The organism is Paenibacillus sp. P2(2022) (assembly GCF_029522175.1).
Taxonomy (GTDB): Bacteria; Bacillota; Bacilli; order Paenibacillales; family Paenibacillaceae; genus Paenibacillus; species Paenibacillus polymyxa.
The window spans coordinates 402162-418191 of the sequence record NZ_JAKWFI010000001.1 but is presented as its reverse complement, the minus strand read 5'-3'; the positions used below and the strand labels follow the sequence as shown (position 1 = coordinate 418191).

The window sequence follows — 16030 nt, the reverse complement described above, 5'->3', positions numbered from 1 at the left end:
ATCTTCTAGGCTGTTGTCTCTATCATAAAACATTCTTGGTTCTAATGGAATATATTGTAGTAAATATTTTTAGTCGTCATTTCCTAAAATAGAAAGCTCTAGAATCCATAGATTAAATGATAATACTAGGATAATAGACTTACTTTAGACACCTTTTTACCATAAAAATCCTACCATTCTCTTATTCATACGATATAATAAACTGATATGGGTAGTTCTTTTAGACTAAGTAATATATCTAATTACCCATAAACATACATAGAAAAAGGGGAATACAGATGAAAAAACTTAGTATATTTATTTTAGTATTGTGTTGCTTTTCAATTTTGGCAGCTTGCTCTACCGATCCGGTAAAAAAAGATTTAATTACCTATGTGAATGATGGAATGCTTCCGTTAACACAAGATGAAAAAGCAGTAACTGAAAAATATGAATCTGTGACCGGGGATAACTTCACAGATGATGAAACACTATATAATACGTTACGAGATGATATTATCCCAGAATACACCAAATACCTCGATAAAGTTGAAGCAGTAAAGACGGAAACTCCTGAGGTACGGGCCGTCCACGAAACCTACATCAAGGCGGTTAGCACTCAAAAAGAAGCACTCATTACGATGATCGATGCGTTGGAAAAAGGAGATCTAAACTTAATTAATGAAAGTAACACCAAGCTTAGCGAGGGTAAAAAGCTCTTCAGAGATTTTGGTGAACAGGTTAACACACTGGCTAAAGAGCACGATGTGAAGATCAATAAGAAATAAATTTTAAAGCTCCCATCTCGGGAGCTTTTTCTATATCCTAGGAATACTCGAAGCAAATTACCGCTTTCCTTATTTCTCTATCATAAAATAAGTATACCTTATCGGCTCCAAACGCTTGAAAATAATATCCGGTGAAAGAACCGATATAGGTAAATGTCTCACCATTGGCACGTTTAGGCACATGAAGCAGATTGGTTTGCTCGAACTGGAGCATTTCTTCCAAGGATTCGTCATATTCCTTGATGTAGCTTTGGGCCTCATCAGACTGAAATGCGATGTCATCCAGAATACCGTTGACTTCGGGAAAGCTTAGCCCCCAACCACTGGATTGTTTTTCCTCAAAATCGTGAGTGAGCTCTTCCACAGACTTTTTGGCCTCTCCAAAGGAGGAATATGGATAAATTTTATGGTTTTCCAGGAAAAATGCTTTGCGAGCTTCGTAGTCTTGTTCATTAGCTATGTACACCTGTTCCAGTCCGTCCAGTGCCATGACTTCTCTCTTCATACGTAGGTACGCTTTATCTCCGGTAGATTTCAGCGCTTCATAGGTAGCCTCCAACTGCGCTTTCTGATGAAGACTAAAATAATTCCAGTCTGCTTCAAATTTGTATTTGCCGTCAATTACATCGAATCCCAGCATATCTTCCTTGGTATATAAGGTATGAAATTGCTGAGTATTTTCACCCACACAGCCTTCGTGGATTTCTTTTACGGAAACAAAATGAAGCCACTCGTCCTGCTCTGGAAATAATAACTGGAGATTAATCGAGCAGATTGGCAGAAAGTGCTTGCGGTAATGTTCAAGATCGCTGGCAAATACGTCCTCGTATGCTGGAAAACGTTTGATAAATCTCTCTGGTATGTTCATGGATGCTCCTCCTAAATTGTACGGTTCTATGGTTGCTTTTCGATCCGAAACGTCCCTTCACTCGAAATCACGCTGTAAATTTCATCAAATCCTTCTTCGTAACTTGGGACCTCTAGTTTACTCATTACACTTTTAATACCAATCTCAGGAATATACTCTTTGCCTGTGCGCTGCTCATTACGCTTAATAGATTCTGCATAATCAGGTTCAAAATAGTAGCCAATGATTCTGAATCCCTTATTTTTACAAGCATCTATATATTTCTTTCGTTCTTCAACTGTTGGATTGGTATTGTCCACTACAAAACGCTGCATCGTTTCGATGGAGGTCTGAAGGTACATATTTTCCCTATTCCGTGTTTTAAGCATATCAAGATTTATTCGCATATGTGTTTTGAAGAATCGTTCTTTATAAAAAGTCGATTTGCCCGAAGCCTGAATTCCTATAAAAATGACACACTCCAAACCTCACACATCCTTGTCCAGGTATACATATTGGTTAATATAATCTCTATTTTGTGAAAAGATTGGCGTGTCATGATCAACATCCCACTTGCTTCTGACGGCTTCTCCTTTGTTATACTGTTGTTTGGTAATACAGATTCCCCGCTTTTGCCAGACCGGAAGGTCATTCCAGTTCAGTCCTTTTTCCACAAAAAGCTTGTCTTGAAGCTGATTTCCGTTCAATCCTTGTAGGTCTGAATGCCTGAAATGAGCTTGAGCTACCATAGAAATGCTGTTTTTAGTAGCATCTTGTTGTCTCCATAGAAAGTAGTTTGCAACCTCATCGTGAGGCAAAACCCATGCTCTTGCATCAAAAGTAGCTAGAGGCTTATCCGGATAAACTTTCTGGATTTCTTCATTAAATTTGGCAGTAGCCAGAGAGGCAGATATAGACACCATCTTTTGAAGATTATTTTCAAACCATGATTGTGTCGTTAATTTGTCGTAATTCGTAAGAAGCAGAGAGATTTCATCACTCTGATGGTACACCAGTTTACATCCCATAATATTATAGGCCAGATATTTGCACGTCTCCCATAACGCAAAGATTAGCTTCTCATCAAAAGGTTTCGTCATCCCACGTGTAAAGGTATGAAAATGAGCACCATCGATTCTGATAATTACGGGTAAACGGCGGGGTAAACTTAATCTATAAGTATTTTCATATTCCTTCATTCTATTTCCAAAATCATCTTTTTTCATAAACTATGTAGCTCCTTCGCTTTTCATAGTATCTATTAATCAAAGGTGCTGCTGAACTCCCCAACAATATACAATCCAATGTCGGTTTCACCTTCTCTTTTTATTTCAGAGCAATATTATCCTCAAATACAAAAACGGAGATGGCTATATCTTCTTCCACTTTAATATCTGAAAAGAGATGCAGTAAGCGGGAATCCATATAATCCTCCAGTTCTTTATTGAACTGTACAGGATAGATTTTTTGTACCATTTTGGTTCGAGCTGCATGCACCATCTCTCTTCCTGCATCCTCTTGCGCAAGAAACTTTTCAGATGGAGTTAAATTACCGTATAGCATTGTGATGGCCATATTATCTACAAAGGTTGTATGTATGCGTTCCGGGCCTTTTCCAAATAGCTCTTTACGTACTTTTCGAATAATTTCGTTAAAACCCGTTTCCTTTCTCATATCGCACCGCTCTCCTAAATCTACTAAAATCCTTGTTACTATTTCCATCATAACCGATTCCTATCATATAAAACAGAGATGAAGCGAAAGTGATTCTTGGAACATGCTTACCATTGAACGTCATAGAAAAGAAAACGCAGCCCGCCCGATCGGACAGACTGCGTATATTATTAAATCCAAACGGACTAGTCCTTCACCAGTCGATTCGATAGCATCAACATGATAAAAGAGAATAGGATAATGACGGCTACCCAGCTCCAGGAGAGTGTCATATTTCCGACCTCGGACGCGGTGTAAATCGCCGTAGGCAGGGTTTGAGTCTGTTCAGGAATATTACCCGCAAGCATCAGTGTAGCACCAAATTCCCCTAACCCTCGGGCAAATCCGAGAATGTACCCTGAAATAAGCGGTCGGTAGGCAAGGGGCATCGTAATATGGCGAAACACTTGCCATTCGTTGGCACCTTGCGCACGTGCAGCCTGCTCTACTTCGGGTTCTACAGCTTCAAAACCTGCTTTGATCGTCCGATAAGCCAGTGGAAAAGCAACAACTACCGCCGCCACCACTGCGGCTCCCCATGTAAATACAATCGTCTGCTGGAACAGGCTTTCAAAGGCAGCGCCAATCCAACTTTTCCTTCCCAGCAAGATGAGCAATATAAAGCCGACAACAGTGGGAGGCAAAACAAGTGGAAGAAGTAGAACGGTCTCAATCACACTGATTCCTCTCCGCAGCTTGCAGTTCGCCATCATCCGAGCTACCACAGTTGCTAATAAAAAGACAATGATACTGGCAACGACAGCGACTTTAACAGATACGATAACCGGAGGAAGAAAAGCCGACCAATCCAACGGGACCCCCTCCTTTATCTGTGAATTCTATTTCCCGGTTGTTTCTGCTGGAGCTGAAAATCCATCTTTACTAAATACGCTCATGGCTTCATCTGTACGCAGAAAATCAACAAACTCGCCTGCTTCCTTGCTGTGCTTGGTTGCCTTTACGATGCCTTCTGGATACAGGATAGGTGCGTGCAATTCCTCAGGTACTTCTAGCGCTACGACCGTTTTATCGGATGATTTGGCATCTGTCAAATAAACGAGTCCAGCATCGGCATTGCCTGTTTCAACATAATTTAATACCTGTCTTACGTCTTTGGCGAATACCATTTTCGGTTCCAGCTTGTCCCATAATCCGGCCTTTGTCAGCGATTCTTTGGAATACTGTCCGGCCGGAACAGTAGTAGGTTCCCCAACGGCAAGCTTCATGTAAGAAGGACTTGTCAGATCATTGAGCGTAATACCCTTGTTGTCTGTGCTCTTGGCTTTATCTTGCGGAACAACCACAACCAGTTTATTTTGAAGCAGTACGCTATTTTTTTCCACTAATGATGCATCGGTTAAAGCCTTCATTTGCTTCATACCTGCCGAAATAAATACGTCAGCGGGTGCACCCTGCTCAATTTGTTTTTGTAAAGTACCGGATGACGCATAGTTAAAGGTAAGCTTGATATCTGGGTGCTGCTTTTCATACTGTTCCTTGAGCGTATTCAGACTATCTTGAAGACTCGCAGCGGCAGATACGATCAACTCTGTTTTGGCTGCAGGCGCTGTCGACTGTACAGCAGCTTGAGACGAGCATCCAGCCAGAACCCATGCCAACAATCCAACGAATGTGAATATGTACCCGAATTTCTTTTTCAACTTGTTCTTCCCCTGTCCTCTAAATTCCGTAATGAGGTGACAGTGCGCAGCTCATTAAGGTCTGAATCTACTGGGTTAACCCAAATATTTGTGATAAATAGACCTCGCCTCGGCGATATCCTTGGTGCCATGGATCAGAACGCGTCCATCCTGAAAAAGAACCAACCGATGCGCTCCAATGACAACGGACACTAGATATGGATTATGCTCCACTTGGCCCCCCTGACGGGATAGCAGACGGGCCGCTTCGTTCAGATTGCGTACAGCGCCCGTGACCGGTCGGATCTGAACCGTATCACGTCCGCACAGTACAGCCGTTTTAGCCTGATGCTCCAATTGTAGAAATGGATACACCGGATGCTCTCCACACGTCGGGCAATCCGTTTTTTTCATGGCGCTGATTTGGATCGCCTGATGTTGATTATTCCATAGATCGAAGGAAATCAGCTTGCCCTGCAAGGCTGAATTGTCCCCAGTGAGCAGCTTCAATGCTTCGGCACTTTGGTAAGCTGCCACCATCTGTACAGCCGGGCTGATCACACCGACCGTATCACAGGTTGCGCCGCCGAGCGGTACGGTTCCGAGCAGGCAATGCAGACAGGGTGTCTGTCCTGGAACGATCGTAAAGGTTGTTCCGTAACTACCTACACACGCTCCATAAATCCAGGGGATTTGGTGCTTGACGGCGTAATCGTTAATAAGCAGACGTGTATCGAAATTGTCAGTGGCATCTACGATGAGGTCCACTCCTGCTGCAATGTCGCCGATTTCCTCTAGTGATACATCTTGGACTAGCGCACGGATGTCCACGTCCGAATTGATTTGCTGCAATCGCCTCTGGGCGGCCACTGCCTTGGGTATCTGTTCACGAGCATCTGCTTCGTCGTAGAGCTGCTGGCGTTGTAGGTTGCTCCAGTCTACATAATCTCGGTCTACCAACGTCAACCGTCCGATGCCCGCTCGCACCAGCATGTCCGCGTTCGCAGTTCCCAGTGCTCCAGCACCTACCATTAATACATGCTTGCTGCGGATATTTTGTTGTCCTGTCGGCCCGATTTTTCCGAATAATTCCTGCCTTGAATATCTGGCGTGGGACGCCTGCGTGTGTGCTTCTGCATCCGCATCCGTTTTTGGGTCCTTTTTCATTTCAGACATCGTTATTACGCCCCCATACTTCTAATCCATTAATTGCTGCAAGTCGATCAGACAAGATAAAAGTTCAGATGTCCCGCCTAACTCAAAAGTTATGGGGTGTTATGTGGATTCCAGCCACCCAACTGGTGCCCCTTCCACTCGGAGCCATCCTCCCACACTTCCTTTTTCCAAATTGGTACGATTTGCTTCAAGCGTTCAATAGCATGGCGACTGGCCTCGTAGCAAGTATCACGGTGTGCAGCAGAAACAGCAATCACGACACTGGTCTCTCCAATCCTTACCGTACCAAGCCGATGTGTAATGGCAGTGCGCGTTGACGGCCAGCGATCAGCAATTTCGTCACCAATTTGCTTCATCGTGTTCATCGCCATCGGCACATATGCTTCATATTCAAGCAGCACCGTTCGCTGACCTTGTGTAAATTCCCGAGTCGTGCCATTAAAGGTCAATGAAGCCCCATGCGAAGGGTCGAGTACCTTTGAGGTTACCTCATTGGCATCAATCGGGTCGTAGGTAATAGCATATAATCCGCATTTAGAAACGACCGTCTCCATTCCGGGAGCTGACTGATGAAGAGCAATTGCGTCTGTTGGAAGCACAAGTTCATCTGGAGAAGCCAACTTTTGATGATGGGTAAAAAAACAACTAGACAGTTGTGAAGCTATCTCCGGGTACAACTCATTCAGCCTTGTTCGAATGTCTGCAATGGTCACCGTTTCCTGTGAAAGTTCCACAGTGAGCACGTCACCAAATTGCTCCGCCAAACCTGCGAATAATTGAATATGGTATTGCAAATGCATCTGACCCCCTTTGTTCCCTTATCTATCGAATTCACCGAGCCTGTTACTGGAGCTTATCCTCCTGAAACCGGAGGAATAATCGCAATTTCATCATGTATACTAACCAGATCCTCAGGAGCGGCATAGGCTTGATTTCTGGCAACAAAAGCTCCCTGCAACTGGGCCGCTGCTTCAGGGAAATATTGGGACAACAAGTCTTTTAATGCGTTGACGGTCATCGTCTCCTGATCAGCAGGCACCGTAATCATAGGCCTTCCCATCAGTTCTGCAAGTCCGGCAAATACTTGAATATGATAGTTCATTAAGTAGGTTCCCCCCTTTCAGTACAAGGACTAACCATCGCATATACACCAAGAAAAACCAACATGAACTAATACCTCGAAAGGTTTTATTCCATGCTGGTTAACTATGATGGTCTACATTGATATTTTTATATTATATTTTAGATTCAACCAGTTCATCAATCCGCTCCGTGTGCGTATACACATTCAAAGAACGACTTCGTATAAAACCGATGGTAGTAATCCCCAGATCCTCTGCCAATTCAAGTGCAAGCTCTGTGGGAGCTGACTTGGACAAAACAACCTCGCAACCAATTTTCGCAACCTTCAACAAGATTTCAGACGAGATGCGACCACTGAATACGATGATTTTATCTTGTAATATAATATCATGCTTTAGGCAGTGCCCATAGATTTTATCAAGCGCATTGTGGCGGCCGATATCCATTCTGGACAGGATTATTCCGTCTTTGTCACACAGCGCAGCATTGTGAACGCCACCCGTCTCCTGAAACGTATGTGCCGAGGTTTGCATCAAATTCATCAGGCGGAAACAGTCATCAAAAGACACCGTAACATGGGCATCATTCATTCTTTTTGCCACTTTAGCATCATTTATAAAGTAAAATCCCTGTCTACTTTTTCCGCAGCAGGAGGTAATGTATCGTTTGGAATGAAAGTTTTGATAAAACTCATTCATCCGACGGGTTTTAATATGAACAAAACCTTCTTTTTCCTGAACCCAAATATCTTCGATATCATCATACCGTTGAATGACGCCTTCAGAGGCCAAAAAGCCTACTACCATATCCTCTACATACTCTGGTGTACAAACCATGGTGGCAAATTCCTGCTGATTGATTTTAATGGTCACTGGATACTCCGTCACCACTGTGTCTTCAAAACGCTTGATCTGACCGTCCCGATAACGTAGGATCTCGCGTTTTACCTCAGCCGGCTTTTCCATGTGCTCAACTCCCTTGTTTCTGACAGGCTGGCTCTTCGGTCACCCGCCGATATGTGACATTTCAATTTTGGACGATGCTTGCTTCGTATGAGTCAATCGTTCCTCTGAATAGCGGTCGGTACGTCCTCTCCAAACACGCTCAATGTAAGATCTAATCTCATCATCGGATTGCTCGGACCGCAGCATCGTGCGAAGCTTGTACCCTTTAGACGCAAACAGGCATGTGTACAAGGAGCCCTCAGCAGAAATTCTCGCCCGTGTACATGTGGAGCAGAAAGCGTCCGTAACAGATGAAATGATGCCGATTTCCCCCTCTCTGTCCAGATACCTGTAGCGCGTCGCCACCTCACCTTTGTATTGGGGTGGAACAGGTTCTAACGGCATGTGCTCATGGATGGTTTCGATGATCTGCTGCTTGGAAACAACCTGATCCAATTTCCAGCCATTGGTGTTACCTACATCCATAAACTCAACAAAGCGCAAAATATGCTTTTTCTTCTGAAAATAGTCAGCCATAGGCACAATATCCTGATCGTTAAAGCCCTTTTGCACGACCATATTTATTTTTACCTGCATTCCCGCTTGAGCTGCAGCTTCAATACCTTCCAGCACTGCCTTTACACTGCTTCTCCCCCCGTTCATGCGGCGGAATCGACCGTCATCCAACGAATCCAGACTAACCGTCACTCTCTTCAGCCCCGCCTCCCGTAGTGACGCTGCATATTTAGGCAAAAATACACCGTTCGTCGTCATAGCAATATCTTCAACCCCATCGAGTTGAGTTAACGAATGAATGAGTGAGGACAAATCTCTTCTCAGCAACGGCTCACCCCCAGTAATACGCAGCTTTGTAACGCCCAGCGAGACAAAGATACGCGAGAGGCGGGTAATTTCCGCAAAGGTCAATATTTTTTCTTTTGGCAAAAAAGGATAGTCATGGCCAAATATTTCTTCAGGCATACAATATCGGCACCGAAAATTACATCGGTCTATGACGGATATTCTCAAGTCCCGTAACGGACGATTCCATTGATCGTCGCTGCGGTTAGCCATCCCGTTCACCTCAATCCGTCTTCATTAATAAATCTCTTTTAACTGTAAACTGAACCAAAAAACCGGCATCACAACAACTTCTTCGCTTATGAATATCGAAGAATCTGCTAAATGCCGGTTAATTTATCTACATCAGGATTTTACGAATCCTCACATCATGTGATATAGAAAAATCAAACTAACAAGCGCTGCGCCAAATAAAATATACGCGATTCCCACGTACACTCCATTCACGAATGCTCTCAAATAGATACATTCCTATTGTTAGCAATCCTGGAACGTTTGTCAATGATTTTTCGCTTTCTCAATTGATAATCATTATCAATTAAAAATTTTAATAAATCACCGTTGAACTATCTTAAATTTTACGCTATAGTTACACCAGATGACATGCAGAAAATGACATATTCAATTTATTGATATACAGGCGGTGCGTACTGTCTGGTATTAATACATACTCCAATGGCGGATTGGCCTCCAGGACCTAGAGCTTGGTCACTACTCCACCATAAACACAAGTGCTTAAACACGAGCACTTGTGTTTATGGTGGAGTTTTTTTGTTCCCAATTTTAAAATTCAAAATCTGAAAGGAGCCTGAACCGTGGCGGATAATACGATCAAAATTACATTAAACGGACAGGAACTGAAAACAAATAGCAGCGCAACCATTCTTGAAGTGATCAACGAAAACAATATTGCACACCCCCAACTGTGTTACGTTCCCGAAGTGGATCCAATCCGCACCTGTGACACATGTATTGTGGAAGTGGACGGAAAGCTTATGCGTTCCTGCTCAACGATTGCTACAAATGGAATGGATATTCATTTACATTCAGATCGCGCAAAAGCGGCACAAACCGAGGCTATGGACCGTTTGCTGGAGAATCACCTCCTCTACTGCACGGTGTGCGATAACAACAACGGTAATTGTAAACTGCATAACACCGCAGAGCTTATGGAAATTGAACATCAAAAATATCCATATCGACCGAAGGTTGATCCCACAGAAGTGGATATGTCCCACCCTTTTTACCGCTATGATCCCAATCAATGTATTGCATGCGGCCAATGCGTAGAGGTATGTCAGAACCTGCAGGTCAATGAAACACTGTCCCTCGACTGGGAGGCTGAACGCCCTCGCGTGATCTGGGATGATGGAGTTGCCATTAACGATTCCTCCTGCGTCAGCTGCGGTCAGTGTGTAACGGTCTGTCCATGTAACGCCTTGATGGAAAAGTCCATGCTGGGAGAGGCCGGCTTCATGAGCGGCATAAATAAGGATTTATTAAATCCAATGGTTGATCTAATTAAGGAAGTGGAGCCAGGCTACAGCGGTATTTTTGCCATTTCGGAAGCTGAAGCAGCGATGCGTGAAACACGTACGAAAAAAACTAAAACCGTCTGCACGTTTTGCGGTGTAGGTTGCAGCTTTGAGGTTTGGACCAAAGGCCGCAAAATTTTGAAGGTACAGCCTACCTCTGAGGGGCCTGTTAACGGCATTTCGACATGCGTCAAAGGGAAATTCGGCTGGGATTTTGTGAATAGCGATCAACGTTTGACCTCGCCTTTAATTCGTCAAGGAGACGAATTCGTGGAAGCAACCTGGGAAGAAGCCTTGAGCCTGATGGCCAGCAAAATGGGAGCTATCAAAGAAACCTACGGAGGCGAGGCACTCGGTTTTATTTCTTCATCCAAATTTACCAACGAAGAAAATTATCTGATGCAAAAGCTGGCTCGTCAGGTGTTCCAAACGAATAACGTTGATAACTGCTCACGGTATTGCCAATCTCCTGCATCATGGGGGCTACAATATACCGGAGGCATCGGCGGCGACAGTGGCACGATTAAAGACATTGCCTCTTCAGGTTTGGTCATACTAGTCGGCTGTGCGCCGGGAGAAGGACATCCTGTGCTGGCTACCCGCATCAAACGTGCGCATAAGCTGCATGGTCAAAAGTTGATCTCCGTCGACCTGCGCAAGCATGAAATGGCAGAACGCGCAGATTTGTTCATGCGTCCGAAGCAAGGTACTGATTATGTATGGTTATCCGCTGTAGCCAAATACATCATTGAGCAAAACTGGCATGATGCTAAATTCATTGAGAAACATGTAAATTTCTATCCTGAATATTTGAAATTGCTGGAGAACTTCACCCTGGAATTCGCTGAGCAGGAAACTGGTATTTCCCAAGAGACGCTCATTCAGGTAGCGACCATGATTCACGAAGCCGATGGCACGGCCATTTGCTGGGGCATGGGCGTGACGCAAAACATCGCAGGCTCTTACACTTCGATCGCGATTGCCAACCTGCTGCTGGTGACTGGCAACTTTATGCGTCCAGGTGCAGGCGCATATCCGCTTCGAGGACATAACAATGTTCAGGGTGCTGCCGATATGGGTACCATGCCAGATATTTTTCCTGGCTATCAGCCCGTAACGAACGATGCCATTCGGTCCAAGTTCGAAGCGGCCTACGGCGTACAAATTCCAAGCCAGCGCGGACTGGACAACATTCAAATGCTGGAAGCCATTGAGACGGGTAAGCTCAAAGGTATGTATATCGCTGGAGAAGAAATGGCATGGGTGGATGCAGACTCCAATCATACCCAAGAAATGCTGGCGAATTTGGATTTCCTTGTCGTTCAGGATGTATTTCTGAGCAAGACAGCTGAATTCGCTGATGTCATTTTGCCAGCTGTACCTTCACTCGAAAAGGACGGTACCTTTACGAACACCGAACGTCGTGTACAGCGTTTATATGAGGCCCTCCGCCCTGTAGGAGACAGCAAACCGGATTGGTGGATTTTCAGCCAATTTGCCAAGCACATGGGATTTGATTGGGATTACAGTCATCCGAGTGAAATTTTTGAGGAAATGGCGACGCTCACTCCATTTTTCTCCCAATGTAATTATGACGTATTGGAAGGCTGGAACAGCTTCCATTGGGGATCGCCGGATGGTAGCAACACTCCGCTTCTGCATACCAACGGCTTTAACTTTCCAGATAAAAAAGCACGCTTGGGACTCTTCGAATATGTACCACCAAAAGAGTATCCCGCTGAATTCGATCTGACCTTAAATAATGGCCGACTGCTCGAACAGTTTCACGAAGGGAATATGACGACAAAGTCAACAGGCCTTCAGCTCAAACTCCCAAAAGTATTTGTGGAAGTGTCCCCTGAGTTGGCAGAGGAGCGCGGAGTTACAGACGGATCGCTGGTTCGACTGGAATCTCCCTATGGGGCGGTCAAGCTGCATGTTCTGGTGACGGACCGGGTACAAGGAACAGAAATTTATGTACCGATGCACTCTACCAGTCATGAGGGTGCTGTCAATCTATTAACTGGTGGAGCATTTGATGTAGTCACCCGTACACCTGCCTATAAACAAACCAAAGTACGGATGCAAGTTTTGGAATTCGATGGTCAAAATCCACTCCCACATATCAATCCACGTTATAAAAAGCGGCATCCGCAAAATGGGGTTGAAGTGAACCGTAAGTGGAATCGTCCCGGTTACATCGATTTGGTAGATCAAAAATAAGGAGGTCGAACCATGGCTAAGCCTATTTCAATTGTGAGAAAACGTATATTGACAGCAGAAGAACGGCAAAAACAATCGCTGGATCAACTTACTGCCGACCTGGCAGACAATGGGGCAGCATTGCAGAAGACGCTTGAAATTGTACGTGAACTGCATGACAGTGGTCTTCTCGAAGCAGCTCAGTCTATGCTAAAAGCCAAAGAAACCATTGCCAAAATCGCTGTAGGACAAGCGACGCGCAAGCCTGTGACGAACATCATCAATAATCTGATGGGTGCAGCAGGGATGCTGTCCGAGGTAGACCCTGAGCTGATGAAAAAACTGGCAAGCAGCGTCACTACGGGCCTGAATGAAGCCGAAGAGCACCTAAAGCAGAATAAAAAGACGCGGCTGCGTGATCTTATGAAGGCAATGAATGATCCAGATGTAAACCGGGCAATGGGGTTCGGTATTCATTTTCTCAAGGGCGTGGGAAAAGGTTTGTCTGATAAATAGCTTAATAGATATGAAAGTGGAAGGCTACTAACCACAGATAATAAAAAGAGCTGGCTCCGAAAAAAACGGGGCAGCTCTTTTTATTTATTTTTTATCCACCTGCAACAAGGTCACTGTTTTAAGAGAAACGGCATCTTTTATTTGCTCCTCCGCGATAACCTTAAGTTTTAGCAAGCTGGAAATTTTTGAAGTGTCCGGCTTGGAAAACAAACGCCATAATTGAGGATCAGGCAATGAATCATACAATTTCGCATGATCGTATTCCTTGCGGTGCTGCTGTACAATCCTGACTCGGTAGTTGCCAATTTCCCAATCGGATACTTCCTGCTCTGCACAATGGGCGGTAATGTCATTGCGCAAATCAGCCAGTTCGTCTTCAATTTCTTTTTGCTTTTGCTTTAACTGGTAATAGCGACGCACCTTGTCTTCCAATTCCATCACGCTCCTCTGCTTACATATGTATGTTGGCAGATGCGTTTTAGGACAAGTTTTATCATGTTAGGATGGAAGGTGTATCTATAACTGTAACAGCATTTCCCGGGTAATGGTAACGTCGACCAATTGAGTCCTCATTACTTAAATTTTATTTCAGGATTTTTGCAAAGTCCTCATTTAGGTACATTCGCCCCTGGAGTTACAGGCCCCGCTCCTTTTGACTTCCCCTTGCGCTTCATATAATTGGCCCAGTATGCCGTCAGAATTGGCACCAAAATGGAGGTCACTATGACCGAAGCGGCTACTAATGCCGTTGCAGATTGGGCAACAGGTAAAAATTCAGGCTTGATATTGGCAACAATGACTGGATTCGCTACTGCTGCACCTGCGGTGCTGGAAGCTGCAATCCCTGCCGTACCGTTGCCACCCCCAATATATTTGTCCGCCAGAATCAATGGAATACCTGTAAAGATAATTACAAAAACACCCAACAAAATACCTAACACACCTGTCTGGACAATAACACTCAGGTCAATGGAACACCCCAACGCAAACCCAAAAAATGGAATAAGTGCTTGTGTCGCGTTTCCAAAATATTTACGGAAATCATGATCCAGATTGCCCAACATAAAGCCGACCAAAAACGGTAATACGGCCCCGACAAATGTTTGCGGTTCAAAAACGGCCAGCCCGGTACTCCCTAGAATAAGCATAGTCACCAGTGGACCTGATTCCAGTGACATCAGCACGAATGCTCCTGCCTCTTCCTTGGAGCCATACTGCTGCATAATGGAGGCGTAGAGACCGCCGTTCGTCATATCCATAGCCGAGATCAGCGCCAGCACCGACAAACCTGCAAATAGCCCACTTTCTACGCCGCCAACAGGCAGCAATCTAGACGCAATGATCGCCACGACCCAAGCGACCGCGATTTTAGTCAATACGAGCGTTCCTGATTTACGCAATACGGTGCCTGTCGCTCGCACATCTATGGAAGCACCCATACAAAAAAACCACACTGCCAAAATGGACACCGTACCGGTCATCAATCCCTTGGTAAAAGATCCAAAATAGTCGCCTGCCCATGGAGTAAATGTATGAAAAAGTGCGCCGATAAACAGCGGCACCAGCATAATGCCCCCTGGAATTTTATCGATGTTTTGTTTGATTTTCATAACTTCATTCAACCCTTTCGTTTTTGCCAATGCAAAAACAAGGCCGTTTTACTTGCGGCTTAAGCCGAGCTCAGGAATCAGTTTTGCGAAAGTATCATGACTATCCTTCAGTAGACGCGCGAATGCCTCTGCATCCTGGACACGCAATCCCAATCCATGTTTTCGCATTTCCTCCCTAAATTCCTCGTCTTTCGTCCCCTTGATCAGTGCATCCGCCAACGTTTGAGCCACCTCATTCGGTGTATCCTTAGGTACAGCCAGCCCTCTCCAAGTGCCTATAAAATGGACACGTAGCCCTGTCGCCTGCTGAAGTGTTGGCACTTTTGGAAACGCTTCCGAAATGATGTCTGCCTGGATCGCCAGTATGCGAAGTTTCCCATCGTCCACGTATTTCTTCACCTCTGCGGGACTGACAGGTACAGCGTCCACGAATCCGCTCATTAAAGCAGAAACTGCTGGGCCTGCTCCCTCATAAGGGATATGGGTGAAGCGGACTCCGCTTTTCTGCTCCAGCATCGCGGCAGCTAGGTGCCATATACTACCTGTGCCTGCGTTCCCCATTTTCAGCTTGCCTGGATGGGCCCTAGCATCCTCCAGAAATGCCTCCGCTGTCTTCCACGGCGCATCCGCCCGAACCGTAATGGCAGAAGGGTCCATATTGGTTTGAAGCAGCGGCTTAAAACGATCATAGGTGATGGGTAGCAGTCCCAAATGTGGTAATGTAGTCAGTTCAGCGACCAGATACGTTACGGTGTAACCGTCTGCCTGCGCCTCAGCTCCCTCCATCAGGCCGACAGAACCGCCGCCACCTGTTCGATTAACGACGATGATCGGCTGCCCGAGATGCTTTTCGGCGGCTTTTGCCAACGCTCTTGCGGTAATATCTGTACCGCCCCCCGCCGCATATGGAACGACAAGCGTTACTGGCTTCGCAGGAAATATACGACTGTGATCCTGCAGGGCGCGGTGATCCACATATTCACTGATACTCAAGGCAGAAAGCATAGCCACTCCTGCCGCAACCAGCACATATTTTTGCCATGGCTTTTTCTTCATTACGCTTCCTCTTCTCCACAAATAAACTGGGCCTATTACGCCCGCCGTCACCTCCAACGTTTTCGGTCATTTGTTCGCGC

General features: G+C 45.2%; 17 protein-coding genes. 3 read left to right on the top strand and 14 right to left on the bottom strand.

Annotated features, from left to right (window positions below; translation table 11 throughout):
* Positions 1-278: 278 nt before the first annotated feature.
* The gene (locus tag MMB75_RS01835) at positions 279-767 is read left to right on the top strand and encodes a hypothetical protein (protein ID WP_277506843.1); all 489 of its coding nucleotides are present in this window, start codon (positions 279-281) and stop codon (positions 765-767) included.
* A gap of 37 nt (positions 768-804) precedes the next feature.
* On the opposite strand, the gene MMB75_RS01830 is transcribed toward MMB75_RS01835, so the two are convergent.
* The 11 genes from MMB75_RS01830 to moaA all read right to left on the bottom strand — a co-directional run bounded on the left by MMB75_RS01830 (position 805) and on the right by moaA (position 9244).
* Positions 805-1635, bottom strand: a complete 831-nt coding sequence (locus tag MMB75_RS01830) for a hypothetical protein (RefSeq protein ID WP_016821665.1) — start codon at positions 1633-1635, stop codon at positions 805-807.
* Positions 1636-1661: 26 nt separating this feature from the next.
* The gene (locus MMB75_RS01825; RefSeq protein ID WP_016821666.1) at positions 1662-2099 is read right to left on the bottom strand and encodes an AAA family ATPase; all 438 of its coding nucleotides are present in this window, start codon (positions 2097-2099) and stop codon (positions 1662-1664) included.
* A gap of 3 nt (positions 2100-2102) precedes the next feature.
* Entirely contained in the window at positions 2103-2840 is a 738-nt protein-coding gene (locus MMB75_RS01820; RefSeq protein WP_102998853.1) for a tRNA(His) guanylyltransferase Thg1 family protein, read from the bottom strand.
* Positions 2841-2940: 100 nt separating this feature from the next.
* Positions 2941-3288 carry a Na-translocating system protein MpsC family protein gene (locus tag MMB75_RS01815; protein WP_277507285.1) on the bottom strand — a complete coding sequence of 116 codons (348 nt, stop codon included), beginning with the start codon at positions 3286-3288 and terminating at the stop codon, positions 2941-2943.
* A gap of 185 nt (positions 3289-3473) precedes the next feature.
* Entirely contained in the window at positions 3474-4139 is a 666-nt protein-coding gene (modB, locus tag MMB75_RS01810) for a molybdate ABC transporter permease subunit (protein WP_016821669.1), read from the bottom strand.
* 27 nt (positions 4140-4166) lie between these two features.
* Positions 4167-4988, bottom strand: coding sequence for a molybdate ABC transporter substrate-binding protein (modA, locus tag MMB75_RS01805; protein ID WP_016821670.1), 822 nt, complete (start codon positions 4986-4988; stop codon positions 4167-4169).
* 75 nt (positions 4989-5063) lie between these two features.
* Positions 5064-6143, bottom strand: coding sequence for a thiazole biosynthesis adenylyltransferase ThiF (locus tag MMB75_RS01800; RefSeq protein WP_481857082.1), 1080 nt, complete (start codon positions 6141-6143; stop codon positions 5064-5066).
* Positions 6144-6232: 89 nt separating this feature from the next.
* On the bottom strand, positions 6233-6937 hold the full coding sequence (locus MMB75_RS01795; RefSeq protein WP_277506840.1) for a molybdenum cofactor biosynthesis protein: 705 nt from the start codon (positions 6935-6937) through the stop codon (positions 6233-6235).
* A gap of 59 nt (positions 6938-6996) precedes the next feature.
* Positions 6997-7245, bottom strand: a complete 249-nt coding sequence (locus tag MMB75_RS01790; RefSeq protein WP_044788042.1) for a MoaD/ThiS family protein — start codon at positions 7243-7245, stop codon at positions 6997-6999.
* Positions 7246-7378: 133 nt separating this feature from the next.
* The gene (gene fdhD / locus MMB75_RS01785; RefSeq protein WP_016821674.1) at positions 7379-8191 is read right to left on the bottom strand and encodes a formate dehydrogenase accessory sulfurtransferase FdhD; all 813 of its coding nucleotides are present in this window, start codon (positions 8189-8191) and stop codon (positions 7379-7381) included.
* 39 nt (positions 8192-8230) lie between these two features.
* Positions 8231-9244: a GTP 3',8-cyclase MoaA gene (gene moaA / locus MMB75_RS01780; protein WP_277506835.1), complete on the bottom strand. Its 1014-nt coding sequence runs from the start codon at positions 9242-9244 to the stop codon at positions 8231-8233.
* 602 nt (positions 9245-9846) lie between these two features.
* Between moaA and fdhF the strand changes: the two genes are divergently transcribed.
* On the top strand, positions 9847-12789 hold the full coding sequence (gene fdhF / locus MMB75_RS01775; RefSeq protein ID WP_257126109.1) for a formate dehydrogenase subunit alpha: 2943 nt from the start codon (positions 9847-9849) through the stop codon (positions 12787-12789).
* A 12-nt stretch (positions 12790-12801) separates the two neighbouring features.
* Entirely contained in the window at positions 12802-13284 is a 483-nt protein-coding gene (locus MMB75_RS01770) for a helical membrane plugin domain-containing protein (protein ID WP_016821677.1), read from the top strand.
* Between the two features lie 84 nt (positions 13285-13368).
* On the opposite strand, the gene MMB75_RS01765 is transcribed toward MMB75_RS01770, so the two are convergent.
* The 3 genes from MMB75_RS01765 to MMB75_RS01755 form a co-directional block, all read right to left on the bottom strand.
* Positions 13369-13722 (bottom strand): hypothetical protein, encoded by a 354-nt coding sequence (locus tag MMB75_RS01765; protein ID WP_031461854.1) that lies wholly within the window; start codon positions 13720-13722, stop codon positions 13369-13371.
* Between the two features lie 170 nt (positions 13723-13892).
* Positions 13893-14894, bottom strand: a complete 1002-nt coding sequence (gene kdgT / locus MMB75_RS01760) for a 2-keto-3-deoxygluconate transporter (protein ID WP_193189802.1) — start codon at positions 14892-14894, stop codon at positions 13893-13895.
* Positions 14895-14942: 48 nt separating this feature from the next.
* Positions 14943-15950 (bottom strand): tripartite tricarboxylate transporter substrate binding protein, encoded by a 1008-nt coding sequence (locus MMB75_RS01755; RefSeq protein ID WP_153794767.1) that lies wholly within the window; start codon positions 15948-15950, stop codon positions 14943-14945.
* Positions 15951-16030 lie beyond the last annotated feature (80 nt).